Origin of the sequence: Orlajensenia flava (assembly GCF_004801905.1) — a bacterium.
Taxonomy (GTDB): domain Bacteria; phylum Actinomycetota; class Actinomycetes; order Actinomycetales; family Microbacteriaceae; genus Orlajensenia; species Orlajensenia flava.
The window spans coordinates 1-19,124 of sequence record NZ_SSSN01000014.1; the positions used below are offsets into that span (position 1 = coordinate 1).

Consider the following 19,124-nt stretch of genomic DNA (forward strand, 5'->3'; position numbering starts at 1 on the left):
ATCGAGGTCGACTACGACGGCCGTAAGCCGCTGCTGGTCGGCGTGCTCAAGGGCGCCGTTATGGTCATGGCGGATCTCGCCCGCGAGTTGAAGATCCACGCCGACATGGACTGGATGGCCGTCTCCTCCTACGGGGCCGGTACGAAATCGAGCGGCGTCGTGCGGATCCTCAAAGACCTCGACAGCGACCTGACGGGTCGCGACGTGCTCATCGTCGAGGACATCATCGACTCGGGTCTGACCCTCAGCTGGCTGCGCGAGAACCTCGAGTCGCGGGGGGCGGCATCCGTCGAGATCTGCGCGCTGCTGCGCAAGCCGGAAGCAGCCAAGGTGGACGTCGACGTGAAGTACGTGGGGTTCGAGATCCCGAACCAGTTCGTCGTGGGCTACGGGCTCGACTTCTCGGAGAAGTACCGCAACCTGCGCGGCGTGGGCATCCTCGCACCGCACGTGTACAGCTGACGCTTACCGCCGCCCGCGGGCTGCTCGAGCAGCGCGACGCGGCGTGACGCTCATGCCGCCGTCAGCGAACACGCAGCACGCACGCAGTTGACGGGCGATACCCTCATAGCACCATGAACGTGAAGAAGCTCCTGCGCGGCCCTTTCATCTACATCCTGCTTGCCATCGTTGCCGTGTGGATCGGGTCGAGCCTGATCACCATGTCCGGCTTCAAGGAGGTCTCGACCCAGCAGGGACTCGCGTTCCTCAAGGACGGCAAGGTCTCGTCGGCGAAGATCGTCGATGTCGAGCAGCGTGTGGACCTCACGCTCTCCAGCGCGGACCCGAAGTACGGCGAGCAGGTGCAGTTCTACTACGTCGCTCCTCGGGGCACCGAGGTCGTCACGGCGGTCACGGATGCCGCTCCGAAGGACGGCTACACCGATGAGGTGCCCCAGCCCAACTGGTTCCTCTCGGCGTTGAGCTTCCTGCTGCCGATCATCCTCATCGGACTGTTCTTCTGGCTGATGCTCTCGGGCATGCAGGGCGGGGGCAACAAGGTGATGCAGTTCGGCAAGTCGCGCGCCAAGCTCGTCACCAAGGAGAGTCCCAAGGTCACCTTCGACGACGTCGCCGGAGCGGACGAGGCGATCGAGGAACTGCAGGAGATCAAGGACTTCCTCAAGGAGCCCGCGAAGTTCCAGGCCGTCGGCGCCCGCATCCCCAAGGGCGTCCTGCTGTACGGCCCTCCCGGAACCGGTAAGACCCTGCTTGCCCGCGCCGTCGCGGGAGAGGCGGGCGTGCCGTTCTACTCGATCTCGGGATCGGACTTCGTCGAGATGTTCGTCGGCGTCGGCGCCAGCCGCGTCCGCGACCTGTTCGAGCAGGCCAAGCAGAACGCGCCCGCCATCATCTTCGTCGATGAGATCGACGCGGTCGGTCGTCACCGCGGAGCCGGACTAGGCGGCGGACACGACGAGCGCGAGCAGACGCTCAACCAGTTGCTCGTCGAGATGGACGGCTTCGACCCCAAGACCAACGTGATCCTGATCGCGGCGACCAACCGTCCCGACATCCTCGACCCTGCCCTGCTGCGTCCCGGCCGCTTCGACCGCCAGATCGGCGTCGACGCTCCCGACCTGCTCGGCCGAAAGAAGATCCTCGAGGTGCACGGACGCGGCAAGCCGCTCGCGAAGGGTGTCGACCTCGAGGTCGTCGCCCGCAAGACGCCGGGCTTCACCGGTGCCGACCTGGCCAACGTGCTCAACGAGGCCGCCCTTCTGACGGCTCGCTCGAACGCCCAGCTCATCGACAACCGTGCCCTGGACGAGGCGATCGACCGCGTCATCGCCGGCCCGCAGCGTCGCACCCGTGTGATGAAGGACAAGGAGAAGCTCATCACCGCGTACCACGAGGGTGGACACGCGCTAGCCGCCGCGGCGATGAACTACACCGACCCGGTGACGAAGATCACTATCCTTCCGCGTGGTCGCGCCCTCGGCTACACGATGGTGCTGCCGCTCGAGGACAAGTACTCGATCACCCGCAACGAGCTGCTCGACCAGTTGACGTATGCCATGGGCGGTCGCGTCGCGGAGGAGCTCATCTTCCACGACCCCACCACCGGCGCGTCCAACGACATCGAGAAGGCCACGGCGACCGCTCGCAAGATGGTGACCGAGTTCGGCATGAGTGCCACCGTAGGCTCCGTGAAGCTGGGCCAGTCGCAGGGCGAGGTCTTCCTCGGCCGCGACATGGGACACCAGCGCGACTACTCCGAGCGGCTCGCCGAGCGGGTCGACGCCGAGGTCCGCGCCCTCCTCGAGCAGGCGCACGATGAGGCCTGGCAGGTCATCAGCGACAACCGCGACATCCTCGACCGCCTCGCGGCCGAGCTGCTGGAGCACGAGACGCTGGACCACAACCAGATCGCGGAGATCTTCACGGACATCAACAAGCTCCCCGAGCGCCCGCAGTGGGTCTCGAGCGAGAAGCGTCCGCTGTCGGACCGCCCGCCCATCGCCTTCCCCAAGGCGAAGGCTCCGATCGACGAGGGAGCCGTCGACGGTGGCGTCGACTCGGGCGCAGCCGCCTCCGAGGAGGCCACCAAGCCCAGTCGAAAGCGCGCATCCAACCCCCGCCCGGCGACCGCCTAGCCCGGAGGCACCCATGACCGGTGTCGACCGGGCACGAATCGAAGCGGCCGTCACGGAGCTCCTCCTCGCCATCGGCGAGGATCCGGGTCGTCCCGGGCTCGTCAAGACCCCGCGACGCGTGGCCGAGTCGTACGACGAGTTCTTCGGCGGGCTCCACCGTGACCCGGTTGAGCACCTGAAGGATGCCGTTCCGCTGGGTTCCAGCGACGACGGCCTCCCGCAGACCGGCGACGCCGTGATGGTGCGCGGCATCGAGTTCCGCTCGATCTGCGAGCACCACCTGCTGCCCTTCGTCGGTGTCGTCCACGTCGCATACCAACCCGGAGAGCGAGTGGTCGGCCTCGGCAAGCTGTCGGACGTCGTGGAGACCCTGTCTGCCCGACCTCAGCTGCAGGAGCGGCTGACCGAGGAGATCGCCGACGCGCTGCAGGAGGGGCTGGAGGCGCGAGGGGTGCTCGTGGTGATGGATGCCGTCCACCGGTGCGTCGTGGCTCGTGGCTCGCGTCAGACCGGCAGCTCGACGGTCACCGTGGCGAGCCGAGGGCGCCTGACCGACCCGGTGCAACGCGCGGAGCTCATGACCCTGATCGGGTCCTCGACTCGTGGCTGAATCGGTCGCACTGGACCGCACCCTGGTCATGGGGGTGGTCAACGTGACTCCCGACTCGTTCAGTGATGGCGGACGGTGGCTCAACGCCGATGCGGCGATCGCTCATGGCCTCGAGCTCGCGGGGCAGGGTGCCGACCTCATCGATGTCGGCGGCGAGTCGACCAGGCCCGGGGCCGCGCGCGTCGATCCCGCAGCCGAGCAGCGCCGCGTCCTGCCCGTCATCGCGGCTCTTGCCGAGACGGGCGTGACGGTGAGCGTCGACACGATGAACGCGACGACGGCGGAGGCGGCCGTCGCCTCCGGCGCCCGCATCGTCAATGACGTCTCGGGCGGTCTCGCCGATCCCGAGATGGCCGCAGCGGTGGCCGACCTCGACATCGACTTCGTGGCCATGCACTGGCGGGGCCATTCGGAGCGCATGAACTCCCTCGCCGTCTACGCCGACGTGGTCGCCGAGGTCCGTGCCGAGCTGTCGGATCGGCTGAACGCGCTGACCGGCGCTGGCATCTCTGAGTCGCGCATCGTCCTCGATCCCGGGCTCGGCTTCGCGAAGGAGGCGCAGCACAACTGGGCGCTGCTCGCCGGGCTCGACGAGCTCGCGTCGCTCGGTCGCCCGCTGCTCGTCGGCGCATCCCGCAAGCGATTTCTCGGTGAGCTCCTGCCATCCGGTGCGCCTGTCGTCGAACGCGACCTGCCCACCGCGGTGATCAGCGCATTGGCTGCGCGTGCCGGCGTCTGGGCCGTGCGCGTGCACGACGTCATCGGTACGCGCCTCGCCCTGGATGTCGTGCAGGCATGGCAAGGTGGAGAGCGTGCATAGCGACGCCGACAGCATCAGCATCACGGGGCTGCGGGTGCAGGCGAACCACGGGGTGTTCGAGCACGAGCGCCGCGATGGCCAGGAGTTCGTCATCGACGTGACCGTCTGGCTCGACAGTGCGCGCGCGGCGAGGGCCGACGACCTGAACAGCACGGTCCACTACGGCGAGCTCGCGGTCGCGGTGGCCGATGCCGTGCGGCGCGACCCGGTCGACCTGATCGAGACCGTCGCCGATCGTATCGCCGGTGTCGCGCTCGGGTTCTCGGCGGTCCTGAGCACCCGCGTGACTGTCCACAAGCCGAACGCCCCCATTCCCGAGCGCTTCGACGACGTGAGCGTGACCATCACGAGGAGCCGCGCATGAGCGCTCTGCGCGCGGGCGAGAGGAAGGCGGTGCTTGCGTTGGGCAGCAACCTCGGCGACCGCGCCCGCGAGATCGACACGGCGGTCTCGGAGCTCTCGGGAACGGATGGCATCCGTCTGCTCGCCTTTTCGCCCATCGTCGAGACCCGGGCCGTGAAGGTGCACGGTGTCGACGAGTTCGCCCCCCGCTACCTCAACGCCGTGGCCGTCGTGGCGACCACATTGGCGCCCGAGCAGCTGCTGCACCAGGTCAACCGCATCGAGGCCGACCACGGACGCGTGCGCGACGAGCGCTGGGGTGATCGAACGCTCGACATCGACATCGTCTGTCACGGCGACATCGTCTCCGACGCACCGCAGCTGACGCTTCCCCACCCCCGCGCCGCCGGGCGCGACTTCGTGCTCGCCCCCTGGCTCGCGGCCGACCCCGACGCCGAGCTGCCCGGAATCGGGCGCGTTGACGAACTGCTCGCGGGCATCGAGGACACCACTCGGCCATGGACTCCCGGAGGGGCCCGATGAATCGAACGCACGCGTCCACTCTCATCGCACTCGGCCTGGTGGGAGCCGTCGCGACGTTCCTGCTCGAGCTGGCGACGGCGGCGTCGGGGCACGCGGTGTTCATCCCGCCACTCACCCTCGCGCTGACACTGGTGATCATCGCGGTCGCGGTCGTCGCGCTGGCGATCCCCATCCGGCGTGCGGTGCGCGGCAAGGCAACCGGACGCATCGACCCCTTCCGCGCGATGCGGACCGCGGCGCTCGCCAAGGCCTGTGCATTGGCGGCCGCGCTGCTGCTCGGCGGCGGAGTCGGCGTGCTGGTCTACCTGCTCAGCAGGACGGCGATCGCCTCGACCGGCCCCATCCTGTTGACCGTCGTGTCGAGCCTGGCGGCACTCGTGCTGCTGGTCGCCGGCCTGGTCGCCGAGTCCTTCTGCATCCTCCCTCCCGACGACGATGACGAGGGGCACGCGCATGCCTGATGACGAGACGATCCCCACCGTTGGGCCGGAGAGACGCCTGCAACTCGACGACGTCGAGTGGAGACGGGTGTCGCCGAAGTATCTCGTCGTGGCGATCGTCGGACGCATCGTCTCGGCGGTCGTGATCGGCGCCGCAGCCGTCTTCCTCTGGCTCGTGGCCGGATGGGGCTGGATCCCGTGGGTGCTGCCCGTCATCGGCGTCGGCTTCCTCATCGCGATCATCATCGAACCGCGGCGGGTGCGCTCGATCGGCTACGCCCTGCGAGCGGACGACCTGGTGTTCCGTCGCGGAATCATGTTCCAGCGGTTCGTCGCCGTCCCGTACGGGCGCATGCAGCTCGTCGACATCACACGCGGTCCGGTGTCGCGGGTGCTCGGGCTTGCCGACCTGCGACTCGTGACCGCCGCCGCGGCGTCGGGAGTCGCCATCCCCGGCCTGCCCGAAGCGGATGCCGAGGATCTGCGCGACCGACTGGTGTCGCTCGCGGAAACGCGACGGGCCGGGCTGTGAGGTTCGCGGACGGCGCCTGGCACCGGCTGCATCCGGCGACGCCTCTCCTGCGCGGCGGCCTCGCCTTCGTGGCGATAGCCGGATTCGTCATCGCGAACCTGCGCGAACGTCTGGTCGACTTCTTCTTCCGCGTTCCCCAGTTCGGCGACGACCCGATCGACGAGATCGTCAACCACGGCTTCGTCGGCTGGGCGCTGCTGGGCGTCCTCGGCGTGCTCCTGGCGATCATCGCCGTGTTCACCGTGTCGTGGCGGATGCACACCTTCCGCATCACGGACGACCTCGTCGAGGTGCGCTCCGGCATCCTGCTGCGAACCCACCGTCGTGCGCGGCTCGACCGCATCCAGGGCGTGAGCATCTCCCGCAACCTGCTCGCCCGCATCTTCGGTGCGGCCAAGCTGGACATCACCGTGGCGGGAAACGACGCCAACGTTCAGCTCGCCTACCTGGGTTCGGCCGCGACGGATGAGCTGCGCCGCGAGATCCTCACACTCGCCAGCGGGGCGCGCCGTGAGGCGACCGAGCCGGTCGCCCTCGATCAGGACGGCGCAGAGCATCCGGACGCATCGGCGTCGACAGGCGCGCGCCTCGGCGGCCTGGTGAACCGGCGGGTGGGGGAATTCCTGGCGCCGGAGCTGGATCCGGATGCGGCGCCGCCGGAGTCCGTCGTGCGCATCCCCCTCCTCCGCCTGATCGGCTCGGTCGTGCTGACCGGCTTCACCGTCGTGCTCGTCATGTTCATCATCGCGATCGCCATCGGACTCTCGCAGGGCGAGTTCTGGCCGGTCCTCGTCGTGCTGCCGGTCATCCTCGGTGGTGGCAGCTTCTACATCCGGCGGGTCAGCCGTCAGCTGCGCTACACGATCGCCGGCACACCGGACGGCGTGCGGGTCGGATACGGCCTCCTCTCCACCAACAACGACACCCTTCCGCCCGGTCGGATCCACGCGATCGGAGTCGACCAGCCGCTGCTGTGGCGTCCGTTCGGGTGGTGGCGGGTGCGTGTCAACACCGCCGGTCACGCGAGCCGTGACCGCCAGAACCGGGAGAACACGACCGTGCTGCCCGTCGGCAACGGCGCGGACGTGCGGGCCGTGCTCGGCCTCATCCTGCCCTCCTTCACCGATGCCGAGGCGCAGGGCATCATCGAGAGCGGAATGGTCTCGCGCGGAGGAGACGACGGGTTCACCAACGCTCCGCGGCGGGCGGCCTGGCTGCGTCCGTTCTCCTGGCGTCGCACGGGGTTCCGGGAGCACGGCAGCATCGTGCTGCTTCGCCGCGGCGTGCTCTCGCGCGACCTCGTCGTCGTGCCCCTCGCGCGCCTGCAGAGCGTGGCGCTCGAGCAGGGGCCGGTGCATCGGATGCTGCGGCTGGCGTCCGTGCGGATGCAGACGGTCTCCGGTCCCGTCGCCGCGGCACTCGAGGTCGTCCCCGCTGACACGGCGCTGGCGCTGTACCGGCGCACGGCGGCCGACGCCGTCGAGTGGGCGAGCGTGGACACCAGTCATCACTGGGGGGCCTCGTGAGTGATCCGGCGCAGCGCGCCGGACGGCTCGGGGTCGGCATCATCGGAGCGGGTCGGGTCGGCCCGGTCATCGGCGCCTCCCTCGGGGCAGCCGGACACGCCGTGGTGGGCATCGCCGCCGTGTCGGCGCCCAGCCGAGAGCGTGCGGAAGCGCTGCTGCCCGGTGTGCCGATCCTCACGGTTCCGGAGGTGGTCGAGCGCAGTGAACTCGTGGTGCTCGCCGTTCCGGATGCCGAACTGGAGCCGCTGATCGCCGGGCTCGCGGCCACCGGCACCTGGCAGGCGGGCCAACTCGTGCTGCACACCTCGGCGCGGTACGGCTGGTCGGTGCTGCAGCCCGCCCTCGGCGCAGGCGCCATCCCGCTCGCCGCGCATCCGGCCATGACGTTCACCGGGACGAGCATCGACATCGCCCGGCTCACGGGCACCTGGTTCGCGGTCTCGGCTCCGTCCCCCGTGCTGCCGATCGCCCAGGCGCTGGTGGTGGAGATGGGCGGTGAGCCACTCGTCGTCGCCGACGCCGACCGCCCGGCGTACGCCGAGGCGATCGAGACGGCGGTGTCGTTCTCGAGCGCCATCGTCGATCAGGCGACCGGGATCCTTCGCAGCATCGGCGTCGATGATGCGGGAGCCGTGCTCGCGCCACTCGTTCGCTCGTCGGTCGAGACAGCGCTGGCCCGCACCGGCTCGGCTAGCATCGACGTGGCCGACCTTCACACCGGCGACGACTTCGGCGCCCCTCCACCGGAAAGCCCATGACCCCCCAGATCATCTCCGATATCGCCACCCTGCGCGCCCTCGTCGGCTCCGCTCGATCGGCGGGAGAGCGGATCGCCCTCGTGCCGACCATGGGAGCGCTGCACGAGGGGCACCGGGCGCTCGTGGCCCACGCCGCGAGCGTGGCCGACGCCGTCATCGTGTCGATCTTCGTCAACCCGCTGCAGTTCTCCGAACAGGCCGACCTGACCCGCTACCCGCGCACCCTCGAGGCCGACGCCGTCTCGCTCGCCGACAGTGGTGTCCTGGCGATCTGGGCTCCGAGCGTCGAGACGATGTACCCCGACGGTGCCACCGAGACGCGGGTGAGTGCGGGACATGTCGGGACCCTGTACGAGGGCGCATCCCGACCCGGTCACTTCGACGGCATGCTCACCGTGGTCGCGAAGCTGTTCAATCTGGTGCAGCCCGATGTCGCCGTGTTCGGCCAGAAGGACGCTCAGCAAGCGCACATCGTGCGGCGCATGGTGGCCGACCTCAACCTGCCGATCGAGATCGACGTCGTGCCGACCGTGCGCGAGGCGGACGGACTGGCGCTCTCGAGCCGCAACCGGTTCCTCTCAGCCGACGAGCGTCGCGGAGCGTTGGCGCTGTCGGAGGCCCTCGGCGCGGTCGAGGCGTCCGCTGCGTCCGGGCTCGGCGAGGCGCTCGCGGAGGGTGCCGCCGCTTTCGGTGACCACGACGCCGTTAAGCTGGACTACCTCGTCGTGGTCGAACCGAAGACCTTCCTGCCCGTCTCCGACGGCTACCGCGGCGAGGCAGCCGTGCTCGTCGCCGCGCAAGTCGGCAGCACACGTCTCATCGACAACACCACCATCACGCTGTAGCAGCCCCGACCGGAAGACACCATGGCCGACGACCAGACGACGCCCGAGCCCACTGCCGAGGAGATCGCCGCGGATGTCTCCGAGCAGAAGGCCGTTCGACTGGCCAAGCGCGAGCGGCTGATAGCCACAGCCACGGATGCCGCCGGCGGCGCCTACCCCGTCTCCGTCCCCGTGACCGACACCATCCCCGGCGTGCGAGCGCGCTTCGGCGCGCTCGAGACGGATGTCGCGACCGGCGAGACCGTCGGCATCGCCGGCCGCGTCGTGCACCTGCGCAACACGGGCAAGCTGTGCTTCGCCGCCCTGCAGTCCGGAGACGGGTCGCGCATCCAGGCGATGGTCTCCCTCGGCGAGGTGGGGGAGGAGAGCCTCCTGCGGTGGAAGGAGCTCGTCGACCTCGGCGACCACGTGTTCGTAACGGGAGAGGTCATCACCAGTCGGCGCGGAGAGCTGTCGATTCTCGTGAATGACTGGACGATCGCGTCCAAGGCGATCCTGCCGCTGCCGAACCTGCACACCGAACTCTCCGAGGAGAACCGGGTCCGCAGCCGCTACCTCGACCTCATCGCCCGCGAGCAGGCCCGCACCAACGTGCGCGACCGGGCGAAGGCCGTGGCGAGCCTGCGCCGCACGTTCGACGACCTCGACTTCATCGAGGTGGAGACCCCGATGCTGCAGGTGATGCACGGCGGGGCATCCGCCCGTCCGTTCGTGACGCACTCCAACGCCTTCGATGCCGAGCTGTTCCTCCGCATAGCGCCGGAGCTCTACCTCAAGCGCGCCGTCGTCGGCGGGATGGAGCGCGTCTTCGAGATCAACCGGAACTTCCGCAACGAGGGCGCCGACTCGACGCATTCGCCCGAATTCGCCATGCTCGAGGCCTATCAGGCCTACGGCGACTACAGCACCATCGCCGACCTCACGCAGACCCTCATCCAGGACGCGGCGCAGGCCGTTTCAGGCAGTCACACCGTGACGTGGGCGGACGGCACCGAGTACGACCTCGGCGGCGACTGGAGCCGCATCTCCATGTTCGGCTCGCTCTCGGAGGCGCTGGGGCGCGAGATCACGCCCGAGACGCCGATCGCCGAGCTTCGGGCGATCGCGGACGGGGAGGGAATCGAGATCGACCACCCCCTGCATGGCAAGTACGTCGAGGAGCTCTGGGAGCACTTCGTCAAGAGCGGCCTCGAGCGTCCCACCTTCGTGATGGACTTCCCCCTCGACACCTCGCCGCTCGTGCGCGCGCACCGGTCGCTGGCGGGGGTCGTGGAGAAATGGGACCTGTACATCCGCGGGTTCGAGCTCGCCACCGGATACTCCGAGCTGGTGGACCCTGTCGTCCAGCGGGATCGTTTCGTCGAACAGGCACGCCTGGCCGCCGGCGGCGACCCCGAGGCGATGCGCCTCGATGAGGAGTTCCTGCGCGCACTCGAGTTCGGGATGCCGCCGACCGGCGGCATGGGCATGGGCATCGACCGTCTGCTCATGGCGCTGACGGGCCTCGGCATCCGCGAGACGATCCTCTTCCCGCTCGTCAAGTAGCGAGACGCTACGCAGCCCGACCGACCAGGTCGGGTTGATTCGTCGCGCCTAGGCGTCCACGTCGACATGTGGCTAATTCTGTGAATGTATTGCTTTGTGTTGGAATGTGTGGGAATCTGTCTGAACGTTCGAAGGTGAATGATCCTCGAACGGAGAGGATCGAGCATGTACGCAACGGAACGCCAGGATCGGATCAGCACCGCGATCGCCCGCGTCGGACGCGTCTCGGTGATGGAGCTCTCCCGTGAATTCGGCGTGGCGTCCGAGACCATCCGCCGCGACCTCGACCTGCTCGAGGAGCAGGGTCGTCTGCGCCGCGTGCACGGAGGCGCCGTCTCAGCACAGAGCACGACGATCGCCGAGACCAGCCTCGCCGATCGCAGCGATCAAGCCCGGGAGCAGAAGAGCGCGATAGCCCGGGCCGCGCTGCGTCAGGTGCCCGACACCTTCCGCGGTTCGCTCCTCATCGACGCTGGCAGCACGACCGCCCAGTTCGCCGAACTGCTCGCAGCTCGTCAGCCTGCCGCGCCCGATGCCCGCATCGACGTGTCGACCAACTCTCTGGCCATCGCCGCCACCCTCAACGCGAGCGCACACCTCGCTCTGCGCATCCTGGGCGGAAAGATCCGCGGCATCACCGGAGCCGCGGTGGGTCCGTCCACCATTGCGCAACTGACCGACCTGCGCCCCGACATCGCCTTCATCGGGGCCAACGGCGTCAGCGACGGGTTCGGTCTCAGCACGCCCGACGAGGCGGAGGCCGCGGTGAAGGCGGCTATGGTCCACGCCGCCCGCCGGGTGGTCGTCCTCGCTGACTCGTCCAAGCTCGAGGTCGAGACGCTCGTGCGGTTCGCGCGGCTCGATGAAGTCGACACCCTCATCACGGATGCGCCCCCGCCGGCGCTGCTCGCCTCGGCCCTGGCGGCCCACGGCGTCGAGGTGGTGCTCGCATGATCGTCACGCTCACCGTCAATCCGTCGCTCGACCGCACCGTACAACTCGACGGCGAACTCGCGCGCGGCGCGGTGCAACGCGCCCTCGAGACCCGCGAGGATCCGGGCGGCAAGGGCGTCAACGTTACCCGGGCGCTGCGTGCGTCAGGCGTCGACTCCCTCGCCGTACTGCCCGGCGCCACCTCGGATCCGTTCTTCTCCGCGCTCCGCGCCGAGGACGTTCCGTTCGGCGCTGTGCCGATCGAGGGTCGCATCCGGGCCAACCTGACCCTGACCGAACTGGACGGCACGACGACCAAGATCAACGAGCCCGGTCCGACTCTCGCCGAGAACGACCAGGATGCCCTCATCGCCCTCGTGGCCGAGGTGTCGGAGGGCGCCGACTGGCTGGTCCTCGCGGGGTCCCTTCCTCCCGGTGTGCCCGACGACTTCTACGCACGTGTCGTACGCGCCGTCCGGGAGGCGAACGCCCGCCCGCCTCGCATCGCGGTCGACAGCTCAGGCGCGCCGCTGCGCGCACTCGTCGCTGCGCGTGTGGCCGTCGACCTGATCAAGCCGAACGCCGAGGAGCTCGCTGAACTCGTGGGCGTGGAGGCGGGGGACGACCTCGAGGACGACCCGGAGGCAGCCCTCGCCCTCGCCCGATCGCTCGATCGCGATGGCGTGGTGGCGGCTCTCGTAACCCTCGGCGCCACGGGAGCGGTCCTCTCCACCGATGACGGCGCCTGGTTCGCCCCGGCTCCCCGCATCCTGCCCCGGAGCACGGTCGGCGCGGGTGACTGCTCGCTGGCCGGCTACCTCGTCGCCGCCGTCGAGGGTGAGCGCCCCGACCGGTGCCTCGCGCGAGCCGTCGCATCCGGTGCGGCAGCGGCATCCCTCCCCGGCAGCATCGTTCCCACCCGCGACCAGGTCGATGCGGCCGCCATCGAGCCGGTGGCGCTCGACCCGAACCCTCTCGAAGACCCCGAATCCATCCACCTCCGCGACGGCGCAGACGCCGCGCAGCACTGAAGGAGCAACCCCATGAGTGAACTCATCCAATCGAACCTCGTCGTGCTCGACGAGGACCTCGGTCCCGAACGATCGGACGTCATCCGCGCGCTCGCGCAGCGCATCGCGGATGCCGGACGCGCCGACGCGGCCGGCCTCGCCGCCGACGCCTGGGCGCGCGAGGAGAAGTCGGCTACCGGAATCCCCGGCGGCATCGCGATCCCGCACTGCCGGTCCACCTCCGTCTCCGTCGCGAGCCTGGCGATGGCTCGCCTCAAGCCGCCGGTCGACTTCGACGCCGGCGACGGCCCGGCCGACATCGTCTTCATGATCGCCGCGCCCGACGGCGCCGACCAGGCCCACCTCGTACTGCTCGCCCAACTGGCCCGCTCACTCATGAAGCCCGACTTCAACGACTCCCTCCGCAGCGCGGCCAGCGCCGACGAGGTCGTCGCGATAGTGCGGGGCGCGCTGGACGCTCCCGCCGAGGGCGCCCCGCAGAGCGCTGCTGCGGCAGCGACGGCGACGGCCGCGACGGATGGCGAATCCGCCGCACGCCCATCGCTCATCGCGATCACCGCGTGCCCCACGGGCATCGCACACACCTACATGGCGGCCGACGCCCTCGTGGCCGCCGCTGATCGTGCCGGTGTCGAGCTGCACGTCGAGACGCAGGGCTCCGCCGGCGCCACCCCCGTCGCTCCGGACGTGATCGCGCGCGCCGGCGCCGTCATCTTCGCGGTCGACGTCGACGTGCGCGACAAGGCGCGGTTCGCCGGGAAGCCCGTCATCCAGGCTCCCGTCAAGCGCGGCATCGACGAGCCGGACGAGATGATCGCCGAGGCCGTCGCCGCGGCGAACAACCCGTCCGCGCCTCGCGTCGCAGCCGGCGCCGGAGGTGCGGCCACCGCGGGAGCGACCACGGCGGCGAACGAATCCGTCGGTGCCCGCGTGAAGCGCTGGCTGCTCACCGGTGTCAGCTACATGATCCCGTTCGTCGCCGGTGGTGGTCTGCTGATCGCCCTCGGCTTCCTGCTCGGCGGTTACGACATCACCGACAACGCCAGCAAGATCGTGCTCAGCAACGCGCTGTGGAACCTGCCGTCCGGCGGCCTCGGCGAGTACCTCGGGGCGGTCGCCTTCGTCATCGGCGCGGCATCCATCGGGTTCCTCGTGCCGGCGCTCGCCGGTTACATCGCCTACGCGATCGCCGATCGTCCGGGCATCGCGCCCGGATTCACGGTCGGTGCCGTCGCGCTGATCATGAACGCCGGCTTCCTCGGCGGTCTCGTCGGAGGCCTCCTCGCCGGTGCGGCTGCGTACTGGATCGGACGCATCCCCGCCCCGCGCTGGCTGCGCGGCCTCATGCCCGTGGTCATCATCCCCCTGCTCGCGTCGATCTTCGCGTCGGGTCTCATGCTGGTGATCCTCGGCGGCCCGATCGCCGTGCTCATGACCGGCCTGACCGACTGGCTGAACTCCCTGTCGGGCGTCGGCATCGTACTGCTCGGACTCATCCTCGGGTTCATGATGGCCTTCGACCTCGGCGGCCCGGTCAACAAGGTGGCGTACTCGTTCGCTGTGGCGGGACTCGGAGCCGGCTCGATCAACGACCAGACTCCATGGATGATCATGGCCGCGGTCATGGGTGCCGGCATGGTGCCGCCCCTCGCTATGGCCCTGGCGTCGACCGTGCTCGGTCGCGGACTCTTCACCCAGGTGGAGCGCGAGAACGGCAACGCGGCCTGGCTGCTGGGCGCGTCCTTCATCAGCGAGGGAGCGATCCCGTTCGCGGCGGCCGACCCGCTGCGCGTGATCCCCGCGTCGATCCTCGGCGGAATGACGACGGGCGCGCTCTCGATGGCGACGGGCGCCACCTCGCAGGCGCCGCACGGTGGCATCTTCGTGTTCTTCGCGATCGGCAACCTCGGCATGTGGGTGCTCTCCATCCTCGCCGGAACCGTCGTGTCGGCACTCGCCGTGGTCGCGCTCAAGAAGTGGGCACGACGCCGACCGGTCGAGACGGTGTCGACGACGGATGCCGGAGCCGTCGCGCCGGCTGCCATGCCCGTGCCGGCCTGACCGTCTCACGCCGAGGGGGGTCGACCGAGCGATCGGTCGGCCCCTCGCTCGCTCCGTCCGGGCGGCTCCGCATCCGTCCCGTCCCCGTGGCAGCGGTTTCCAGCGCGATGGGTTAGCCTGATGCGGCCATGAACGACTATCTGCCCAAGAAAGAGCTCGAGCCGGAACCCGACAAGAGGCGCGTGTCGAACGGCCGACTCGCCATCTGGCTCATCGTCGGCGGCGTGGCGGTCTACATGATCGTCTCGGGCATCATCGGCATCGTGTCCAAGTAAGCTGATCCCACGATGGACGACTTCTGGCTCAACGCGCTCTGGTCGATCACCCCGACCGTGCTGGTCGGGCTGCTCTTCTGGTACATCATGCGCGCCCTCATCCGCTCCGATCGCACGGAGCGCAAGGTGTACAGCGAGATCGAAGCGGAGGAGCGAGCCAAGCTCGGCCACGAGCAGCCTGCCCGCGACAAGCCGGCGACCTAGGCAGCGGCCGTGGATCCGTCCGACGTCTCCCTCATCATCGTCGTCACGCTCTTCCTGATCGATCTCGGCGTGCGCATAGCGGCCATCATCATCATTCCGCGCAACCGTCGGCCCACCGCGGCGACGGCGTGGCTCCTGGCGATCTTCTTCCTGCCGTACGTCGGCGTGTTGCTGTTCCTCCTCATCGGCAACCCGAAACTGCCGCGCAAGCGCCGGCAGAAGCAGCTCGAGATGAACCAGTTCATCCGAGACAACTCCGACGTGCCGGAGGGGCGGCAGAGCAACGCGCAGTGGCCGCCGTGGTTCGCATCCGTCGTGGAGCTGACGACCAATCTGTCGGCGATGCCGATCATCGACGGCAACACCGCCAGTCTCATCCCGCACTACCAGGACTCGCTGGAAGCGATGGCCGCCGAGATCGGCAAGGCGACCAAGTACGTCCACGTCGAGTTCTACATCCTCAGTTGCGACCAGACCACGTACCCCTTCTTCGACGCACTCGAGGCCGCGGTCCGTCGCGGGGTGAAGGTGCGGGTGCTCCTCGACCACTGGGCGTCCTCGCGCACCCGCGAATACAAGGCCACGCTCAAGAGGCTCACGGCGATGGGAGCCGAGTGGCACCTCATGCTCCCGGTGCAGCCGCTGAAGGGAAACAACCAGCGCATCGACCTGCGCAACCACCGCAAGATCCTGGTGGTCGACGGACGTAGCGCCTTCATCGGATCGCAGAACGTCATCGACCGCAGCTACAACAAGCGCGTCAACATCAAGCGCGGCCTCAAGTGGCAGGAGCTCGTCACCCGCATCGAGGGCCCGGTGGTCGACGCCCTCAACCTCATCTTCATCACCGACTGGTTCATCGAGTCGGACGAGCTCCTCGAGAAGGAGGTGGAGACACTCGAGTCGGTGGAGGATCCGCGCCGGCTGGAATGCCAGGTGGTGCCGAGCGGGCCGGGCTACGTCAACGAGAACAACCTCAGGCTGTTCCTGGCGCTGCTCTACAACGCCCAGAAACGGGTCGTCATCACGAGCCCGTACTTCGTGCCGGACGAGGCGATGCTCTACGCCATCACCTCGACGGTGCAGCGCGGTGTGCCCGTCGACCTGTTCGTGTCGGAGATCGGCGACCAGGCGCTCGTCTGGCACGCCCAGCGCTCGTACTACGAGGCGTTGCTGCGTGCGGGCGTCCGCATCTGGATGTACAAGTCGCCGTACATCCTGCACGCAAAGCACTTCACCATCGACGACGACGTCGCGGTGATCGGGTCGAGCAACATGGACATGCGCTCGTTCGGCCTCAACATGGAGGTCTCCCTCCTGGTGCGCGGCAAGTCGTTCGTGCACGACATGCGACAGGTGGAGGACGGATACCGGGCCGTGAGCAAGGAGCTCACGCTCGATGCGTGGAAGAAGCAGCCGCTGCGGTCGACCGTTCTCGACAACCTCGCCCGGCTCACCAGCGCCCTGCAGTAGCCCTCGGAGGTTACCGACACTCGAATCGAGCCAGGCGGAGGAGCCCGAACTGGACATCGTCCCCGGTGACGGAGCATGTGTGCCCGTCGTCCGCGAGACGCGACTTCGCGATGTCACGGTCGCCGCGGGTGAAGACCATCCACATCGTCCCGTCTGCCGTTCTGCTGGCCCGCGTCGTCACGAAAGGGCGAACTGAGACGACCTCGCGGAGGTCAACCAGCGGCTGATTGCCCGTGAGCAATCGCTGTCGCGTCGTCCGCTGGAGGTCTCCATCTCCCGATTGGTTCGCGAAGCCCGCAGCCACCCCCGTTTCGCTCGGCGTCTGGACGATCGCAAGCAGATCTCCGGGCTCCACCCGCTCGGCCGCGAGGTGGGCGATTCCTGGAAAGTCATCTACCCACCAGTTGGCTCGAAGGAGATCGAACGTTGTCGCAGCGCCGATCGTGACGGGCACGATGAGCAGCAGCCATAGGGCGGCTCCAAATGCATATCTTATCCAGCTGTCGCGTCCGACCTTGAATCGACGGAAGGCATCGGCGCAGAAGCCGAATCCCAGGGCGAGACCTAAGACGGCCGGAAGAAGATAGGCCGTCCGCAAGTACGGTGTTGCGAGCAGCGAGTACACCAGCAGAAGTGCCCAAGGCACTACGAAAAGCCCGACCGCGAAACCATACCGAGCGATCGTGAGCGTTCGGGCCTGGCTCCGCGGCTGGCGCAAGAGCACGACGAGCCCGACGCCGAGTGCGACGACGCTTAGGCCCAGAGCGACAGCCTCTGGCAGCTTGAACAGCGAGTCTCCCCGGTTGACGATGGCACTGCCGAGAGCGCCGAGAGCACGACGGACGTCCGGGCGAGGAATCCACGACACCTGTCCTCGCTGGCCGTAGGCGACGACCGCTATCGGCGCGAGGGCAGCGACTGCGAGAACCGTTGACAGGAGCCAGGACAGGACTCTTCGACGCGACGCACCGAGCAGGAGGAACGCGAGGGGCACGATGCTCAGCAGAGAGAAGAGGTGCATGCCACCCGCCAGGCCGATCGAGACGGCATACGCGAGCCACCAGGCGAGCGACCGCTCGGCTCGGGTGGCGCGATCCATGGCGAATGCCGCGAGGGCGACGAAGAAGCATGCCAACGCATACGGTCGCGCGGTGGCTGCCATCTGCACCGCGAACGGATTCAGGGTGAGTACGAACCCCGTCACCAGTGACGCCAGCGTGCCCCACCACTTCCTCGCCAGGAGGCCTGCGATCACCACCGTCCCGACCGCTGCGATCACCGATGCCAAACGCAGGCCCAAGGGAGAGGGAATCCCGATGATGGCCAGATGTTCGAGCCAGTAATAGAGCCTGAACACAGCGTCGACGTGAGAGAGGGCTGCGGCTCGATCGCCGCCATCGAGTACCGCGAACGACTGAGTCGCAACCTCGTCGCGCCACAGTGGGATCCGGACAGCCGACCAGGTAGCCATGACCGCCATAACAGAGGCCGGAAGCGCGATGGCTGTGACCTCTGCCGCCCGCTGACGGGATCGCTCGTTGACAGCGGCCATGGCGCCCAACCTATCCCGCATGAGGCCGAACGCGGCGCCCGCGTTCGGGGGTCAGGAGCGCGGCTTGAGGCGCACCGTCGGCATCGGCGGGGCGGGCAGAGGGGAACCGTCGTAGTCGACCTCGCCGAAGGGGCCGTACGGGTCCGCGCCCGCGATAACGTCCCCCTGCCACTCGGATCGGAACGCCACGATCTCCTCGTGCGTGCGACCGATGAAGTTCCACCACATGATGAAGCGCTCCTCGAACGGCGCGCCCCCGAGCAGGAGTGCCCGCGCGCCCGACTCTCCGGCGGACAGGTGAACCGACACCCGACCGGGAGACAGGTAGGCGAGCTCGGTGACGGCCGCCTCGACGCCGTTGACGCGGAGCGGGCCGGCGTCCACGAGCAGTCCGTGCTCGAACGTCGGGTCGAGGCTCAGTTCGGTGGAACCGAACGGCGGCAGGTCGACCTGCGCGCCGACGAGGGGAGTGAAGACGGATGCGTCGGGCCCGACCCCGGCGAACGTGCCCGCGAAGACCTGAAGTGACGCGTCTCCGACCTGCACCGGAACGGCCCCCCGCCGCTCGAAGAACGGCTCGGAGTGGCGCGCGTCATCGGGAAGCACGATCCACAGCTGCACGCCGTGCGGGGTGCCGGAAGCGGCCTGCGACACCTCCGAGTGCGAGATGCCGCGGCCGGCGGTCATGAGGTTGAGCGCCCCGGGCTGCACCAGGCTGAGGCTTCCGACGCTGTCGCGGTGCTCGATCTCGCCGGAGAACAGCCAGCTCGCGGTCTGCAGACCGGTGTGCGGATGCGGGGGCACGACCATCGGCTGAGCGGCGCCGTCCCCGAGGCCGTAATGGTCGGCGAAGCACCACGCCCCGATGGTCGGTCGACCGCGCTGGGGGAGGGTGCGGTGGACGAGCATCGCGCGCGCCCCGCCGAGCGGAACCTCGCGCGCCGTGAGCACCTCGACCACGTCCGGCCGGTCGGACTCGGGCGTGGTTCCGAGCACGAGCTCCGCCGGATCCTTCTCGAGGTTGCTCATGAACCGCA

General features: G+C 68.8%; 20 protein-coding genes. 18 read left to right on the forward strand and 2 right to left on the reverse strand.

Annotated elements, in window-relative coordinates; all coding sequences use genetic code 11:
• The 18 genes from hpt to cls all read left to right on the forward strand — a co-directional run.
• A partial coding sequence (hpt, locus tag E6C70_RS14790) for a hypoxanthine phosphoribosyltransferase (protein ID WP_136425328.1) occupies positions 1-462 on the forward strand: 462 nt, incomplete at its 5' end.
• Between the two features lie 113 nt (positions 463-575).
• On the forward strand, positions 576-2,597 hold the full coding sequence (gene ftsH, locus E6C70_RS14795; RefSeq protein WP_136425276.1) for an ATP-dependent zinc metalloprotease FtsH: 2,022 nt from the start codon (positions 576-578) through the stop codon (positions 2,595-2,597).
• Between the two features lie 13 nt (positions 2,598-2,610).
• Positions 2,611-3,207, forward strand: a complete 597-nt coding sequence (folE, locus tag E6C70_RS14800; RefSeq protein WP_136425277.1) for a GTP cyclohydrolase I — start codon at positions 2,611-2,613, stop codon at positions 3,205-3,207.
• Positions 3,208-3,235: 28 nt separating this feature from the next.
• Positions 3,236-4,027, forward strand: coding sequence for a dihydropteroate synthase (gene folP / locus E6C70_RS14805; RefSeq protein ID WP_136425325.1), 792 nt, complete (start codon positions 3,236-3,238; stop codon positions 4,025-4,027).
• The gene (gene folB / locus E6C70_RS14810) at positions 4,020-4,391 is read left to right on the forward strand and encodes a dihydroneopterin aldolase (RefSeq protein ID WP_235833552.1); all 372 of its coding nucleotides are present in this window, start codon (positions 4,020-4,022) and stop codon (positions 4,389-4,391) included. The genes folP and folB overlap by 8 nt, the downstream gene beginning before the upstream one ends.
• Positions 4,388-4,912 (forward strand): 2-amino-4-hydroxy-6-hydroxymethyldihydropteridine diphosphokinase, encoded by a 525-nt coding sequence (gene folK / locus E6C70_RS14815; protein WP_136425279.1) that lies wholly within the window; start codon positions 4,388-4,390, stop codon positions 4,910-4,912. Before folB ends, folK begins: the two co-directional genes overlap by 4 nt.
• Positions 4,909-5,373: a DUF3180 family protein gene (locus E6C70_RS14820; RefSeq protein WP_136425280.1), complete on the forward strand. Its 465-nt coding sequence runs from the start codon at positions 4,909-4,911 to the stop codon at positions 5,371-5,373. Before folK ends, E6C70_RS14820 begins: the two co-directional genes overlap by 4 nt.
• The gene (locus E6C70_RS14825; RefSeq protein ID WP_136425281.1) at positions 5,366-5,884 is read left to right on the forward strand and encodes a PH domain-containing protein; all 519 of its coding nucleotides are present in this window, start codon (positions 5,366-5,368) and stop codon (positions 5,882-5,884) included. The genes E6C70_RS14820 and E6C70_RS14825 overlap by 8 nt, the downstream gene beginning before the upstream one ends.
• Positions 5,881-7,410 (forward strand): PH domain-containing protein, encoded by a 1,530-nt coding sequence (locus E6C70_RS14830; RefSeq protein WP_136425282.1) that lies wholly within the window; start codon positions 5,881-5,883, stop codon positions 7,408-7,410. The genes E6C70_RS14825 and E6C70_RS14830 overlap by 4 nt, the downstream gene beginning before the upstream one ends.
• Positions 7,407-8,168, forward strand: a complete 762-nt coding sequence (locus E6C70_RS14835; RefSeq protein ID WP_136425283.1) for a Rossmann-like and DUF2520 domain-containing protein — start codon at positions 7,407-7,409, stop codon at positions 8,166-8,168. The genes E6C70_RS14830 and E6C70_RS14835 overlap by 4 nt, the downstream gene beginning before the upstream one ends.
• The gene (gene panC / locus E6C70_RS14840; RefSeq protein WP_136425284.1) at positions 8,165-9,013 is read left to right on the forward strand and encodes a pantoate--beta-alanine ligase; all 849 of its coding nucleotides are present in this window, start codon (positions 8,165-8,167) and stop codon (positions 9,011-9,013) included. Before E6C70_RS14835 ends, panC begins: the two co-directional genes overlap by 4 nt.
• Positions 9,014-9,034: 21 nt before the next feature.
• On the forward strand, positions 9,035-10,558 hold the full coding sequence (lysS, locus tag E6C70_RS14845) for a lysine--tRNA ligase (protein WP_136425285.1): 1,524 nt from the start codon (positions 9,035-9,037) through the stop codon (positions 10,556-10,558).
• A 165-nt stretch (positions 10,559-10,723) separates the two neighbouring features.
• Positions 10,724-11,512 (forward strand): DeoR/GlpR family DNA-binding transcription regulator, encoded by a 789-nt coding sequence (locus E6C70_RS14850; RefSeq protein ID WP_136425286.1) that lies wholly within the window; start codon positions 10,724-10,726, stop codon positions 11,510-11,512.
• The gene (locus E6C70_RS14855) at positions 11,509-12,522 is read left to right on the forward strand and encodes a 1-phosphofructokinase family hexose kinase (protein WP_136425287.1); all 1,014 of its coding nucleotides are present in this window, start codon (positions 11,509-11,511) and stop codon (positions 12,520-12,522) included. Before E6C70_RS14850 ends, E6C70_RS14855 begins: the two co-directional genes overlap by 4 nt.
• A 12-nt stretch (positions 12,523-12,534) precedes the next feature.
• Positions 12,535-14,583, forward strand: a complete 2,049-nt coding sequence (locus E6C70_RS14860; protein WP_136425288.1) for a PTS fructose transporter subunit IIABC — start codon at positions 12,535-12,537, stop codon at positions 14,581-14,583.
• Positions 14,584-14,711: 128 nt separating this feature from the next.
• Positions 14,712-14,858: a hypothetical protein gene (locus E6C70_RS16770; protein ID WP_168770976.1), complete on the forward strand. Its 147-nt coding sequence runs from the start codon at positions 14,712-14,714 to the stop codon at positions 14,856-14,858.
• Between the two features lie 12 nt (positions 14,859-14,870).
• Positions 14,871-15,062, forward strand: a complete 192-nt coding sequence (locus tag E6C70_RS14865) for a hypothetical protein (protein WP_136425289.1) — start codon at positions 14,871-14,873, stop codon at positions 15,060-15,062.
• Between the two features lie 9 nt (positions 15,063-15,071).
• Positions 15,072-16,535: a cardiolipin synthase gene (gene cls / locus E6C70_RS14870; RefSeq protein ID WP_136425290.1), complete on the forward strand. Its 1,464-nt coding sequence runs from the start codon at positions 15,072-15,074 to the stop codon at positions 16,533-16,535.
• Between the two features lie 10 nt (positions 16,536-16,545).
• Here the strand turns inward: cls and E6C70_RS14875 are convergent, their stop codons facing one another.
• Together E6C70_RS14875 and E6C70_RS14880 are read right to left on the reverse strand one after the other, a co-directional pair.
• The gene (locus tag E6C70_RS14875; protein WP_168770977.1) at positions 16,546-18,087 is read right to left on the reverse strand and encodes a glycosyltransferase family 39 protein; all 1,542 of its coding nucleotides are present in this window, start codon (positions 18,085-18,087) and stop codon (positions 16,546-16,548) included.
• 51 nt (positions 18,088-18,138) lie between these two features.
• Positions 18,139-19,116, reverse strand: coding sequence for a pirin family protein (locus tag E6C70_RS14880; protein WP_136425292.1), 978 nt, complete (start codon positions 19,114-19,116; stop codon positions 18,139-18,141).
• Positions 19,117-19,124: the final 8 nt, after the last annotated feature.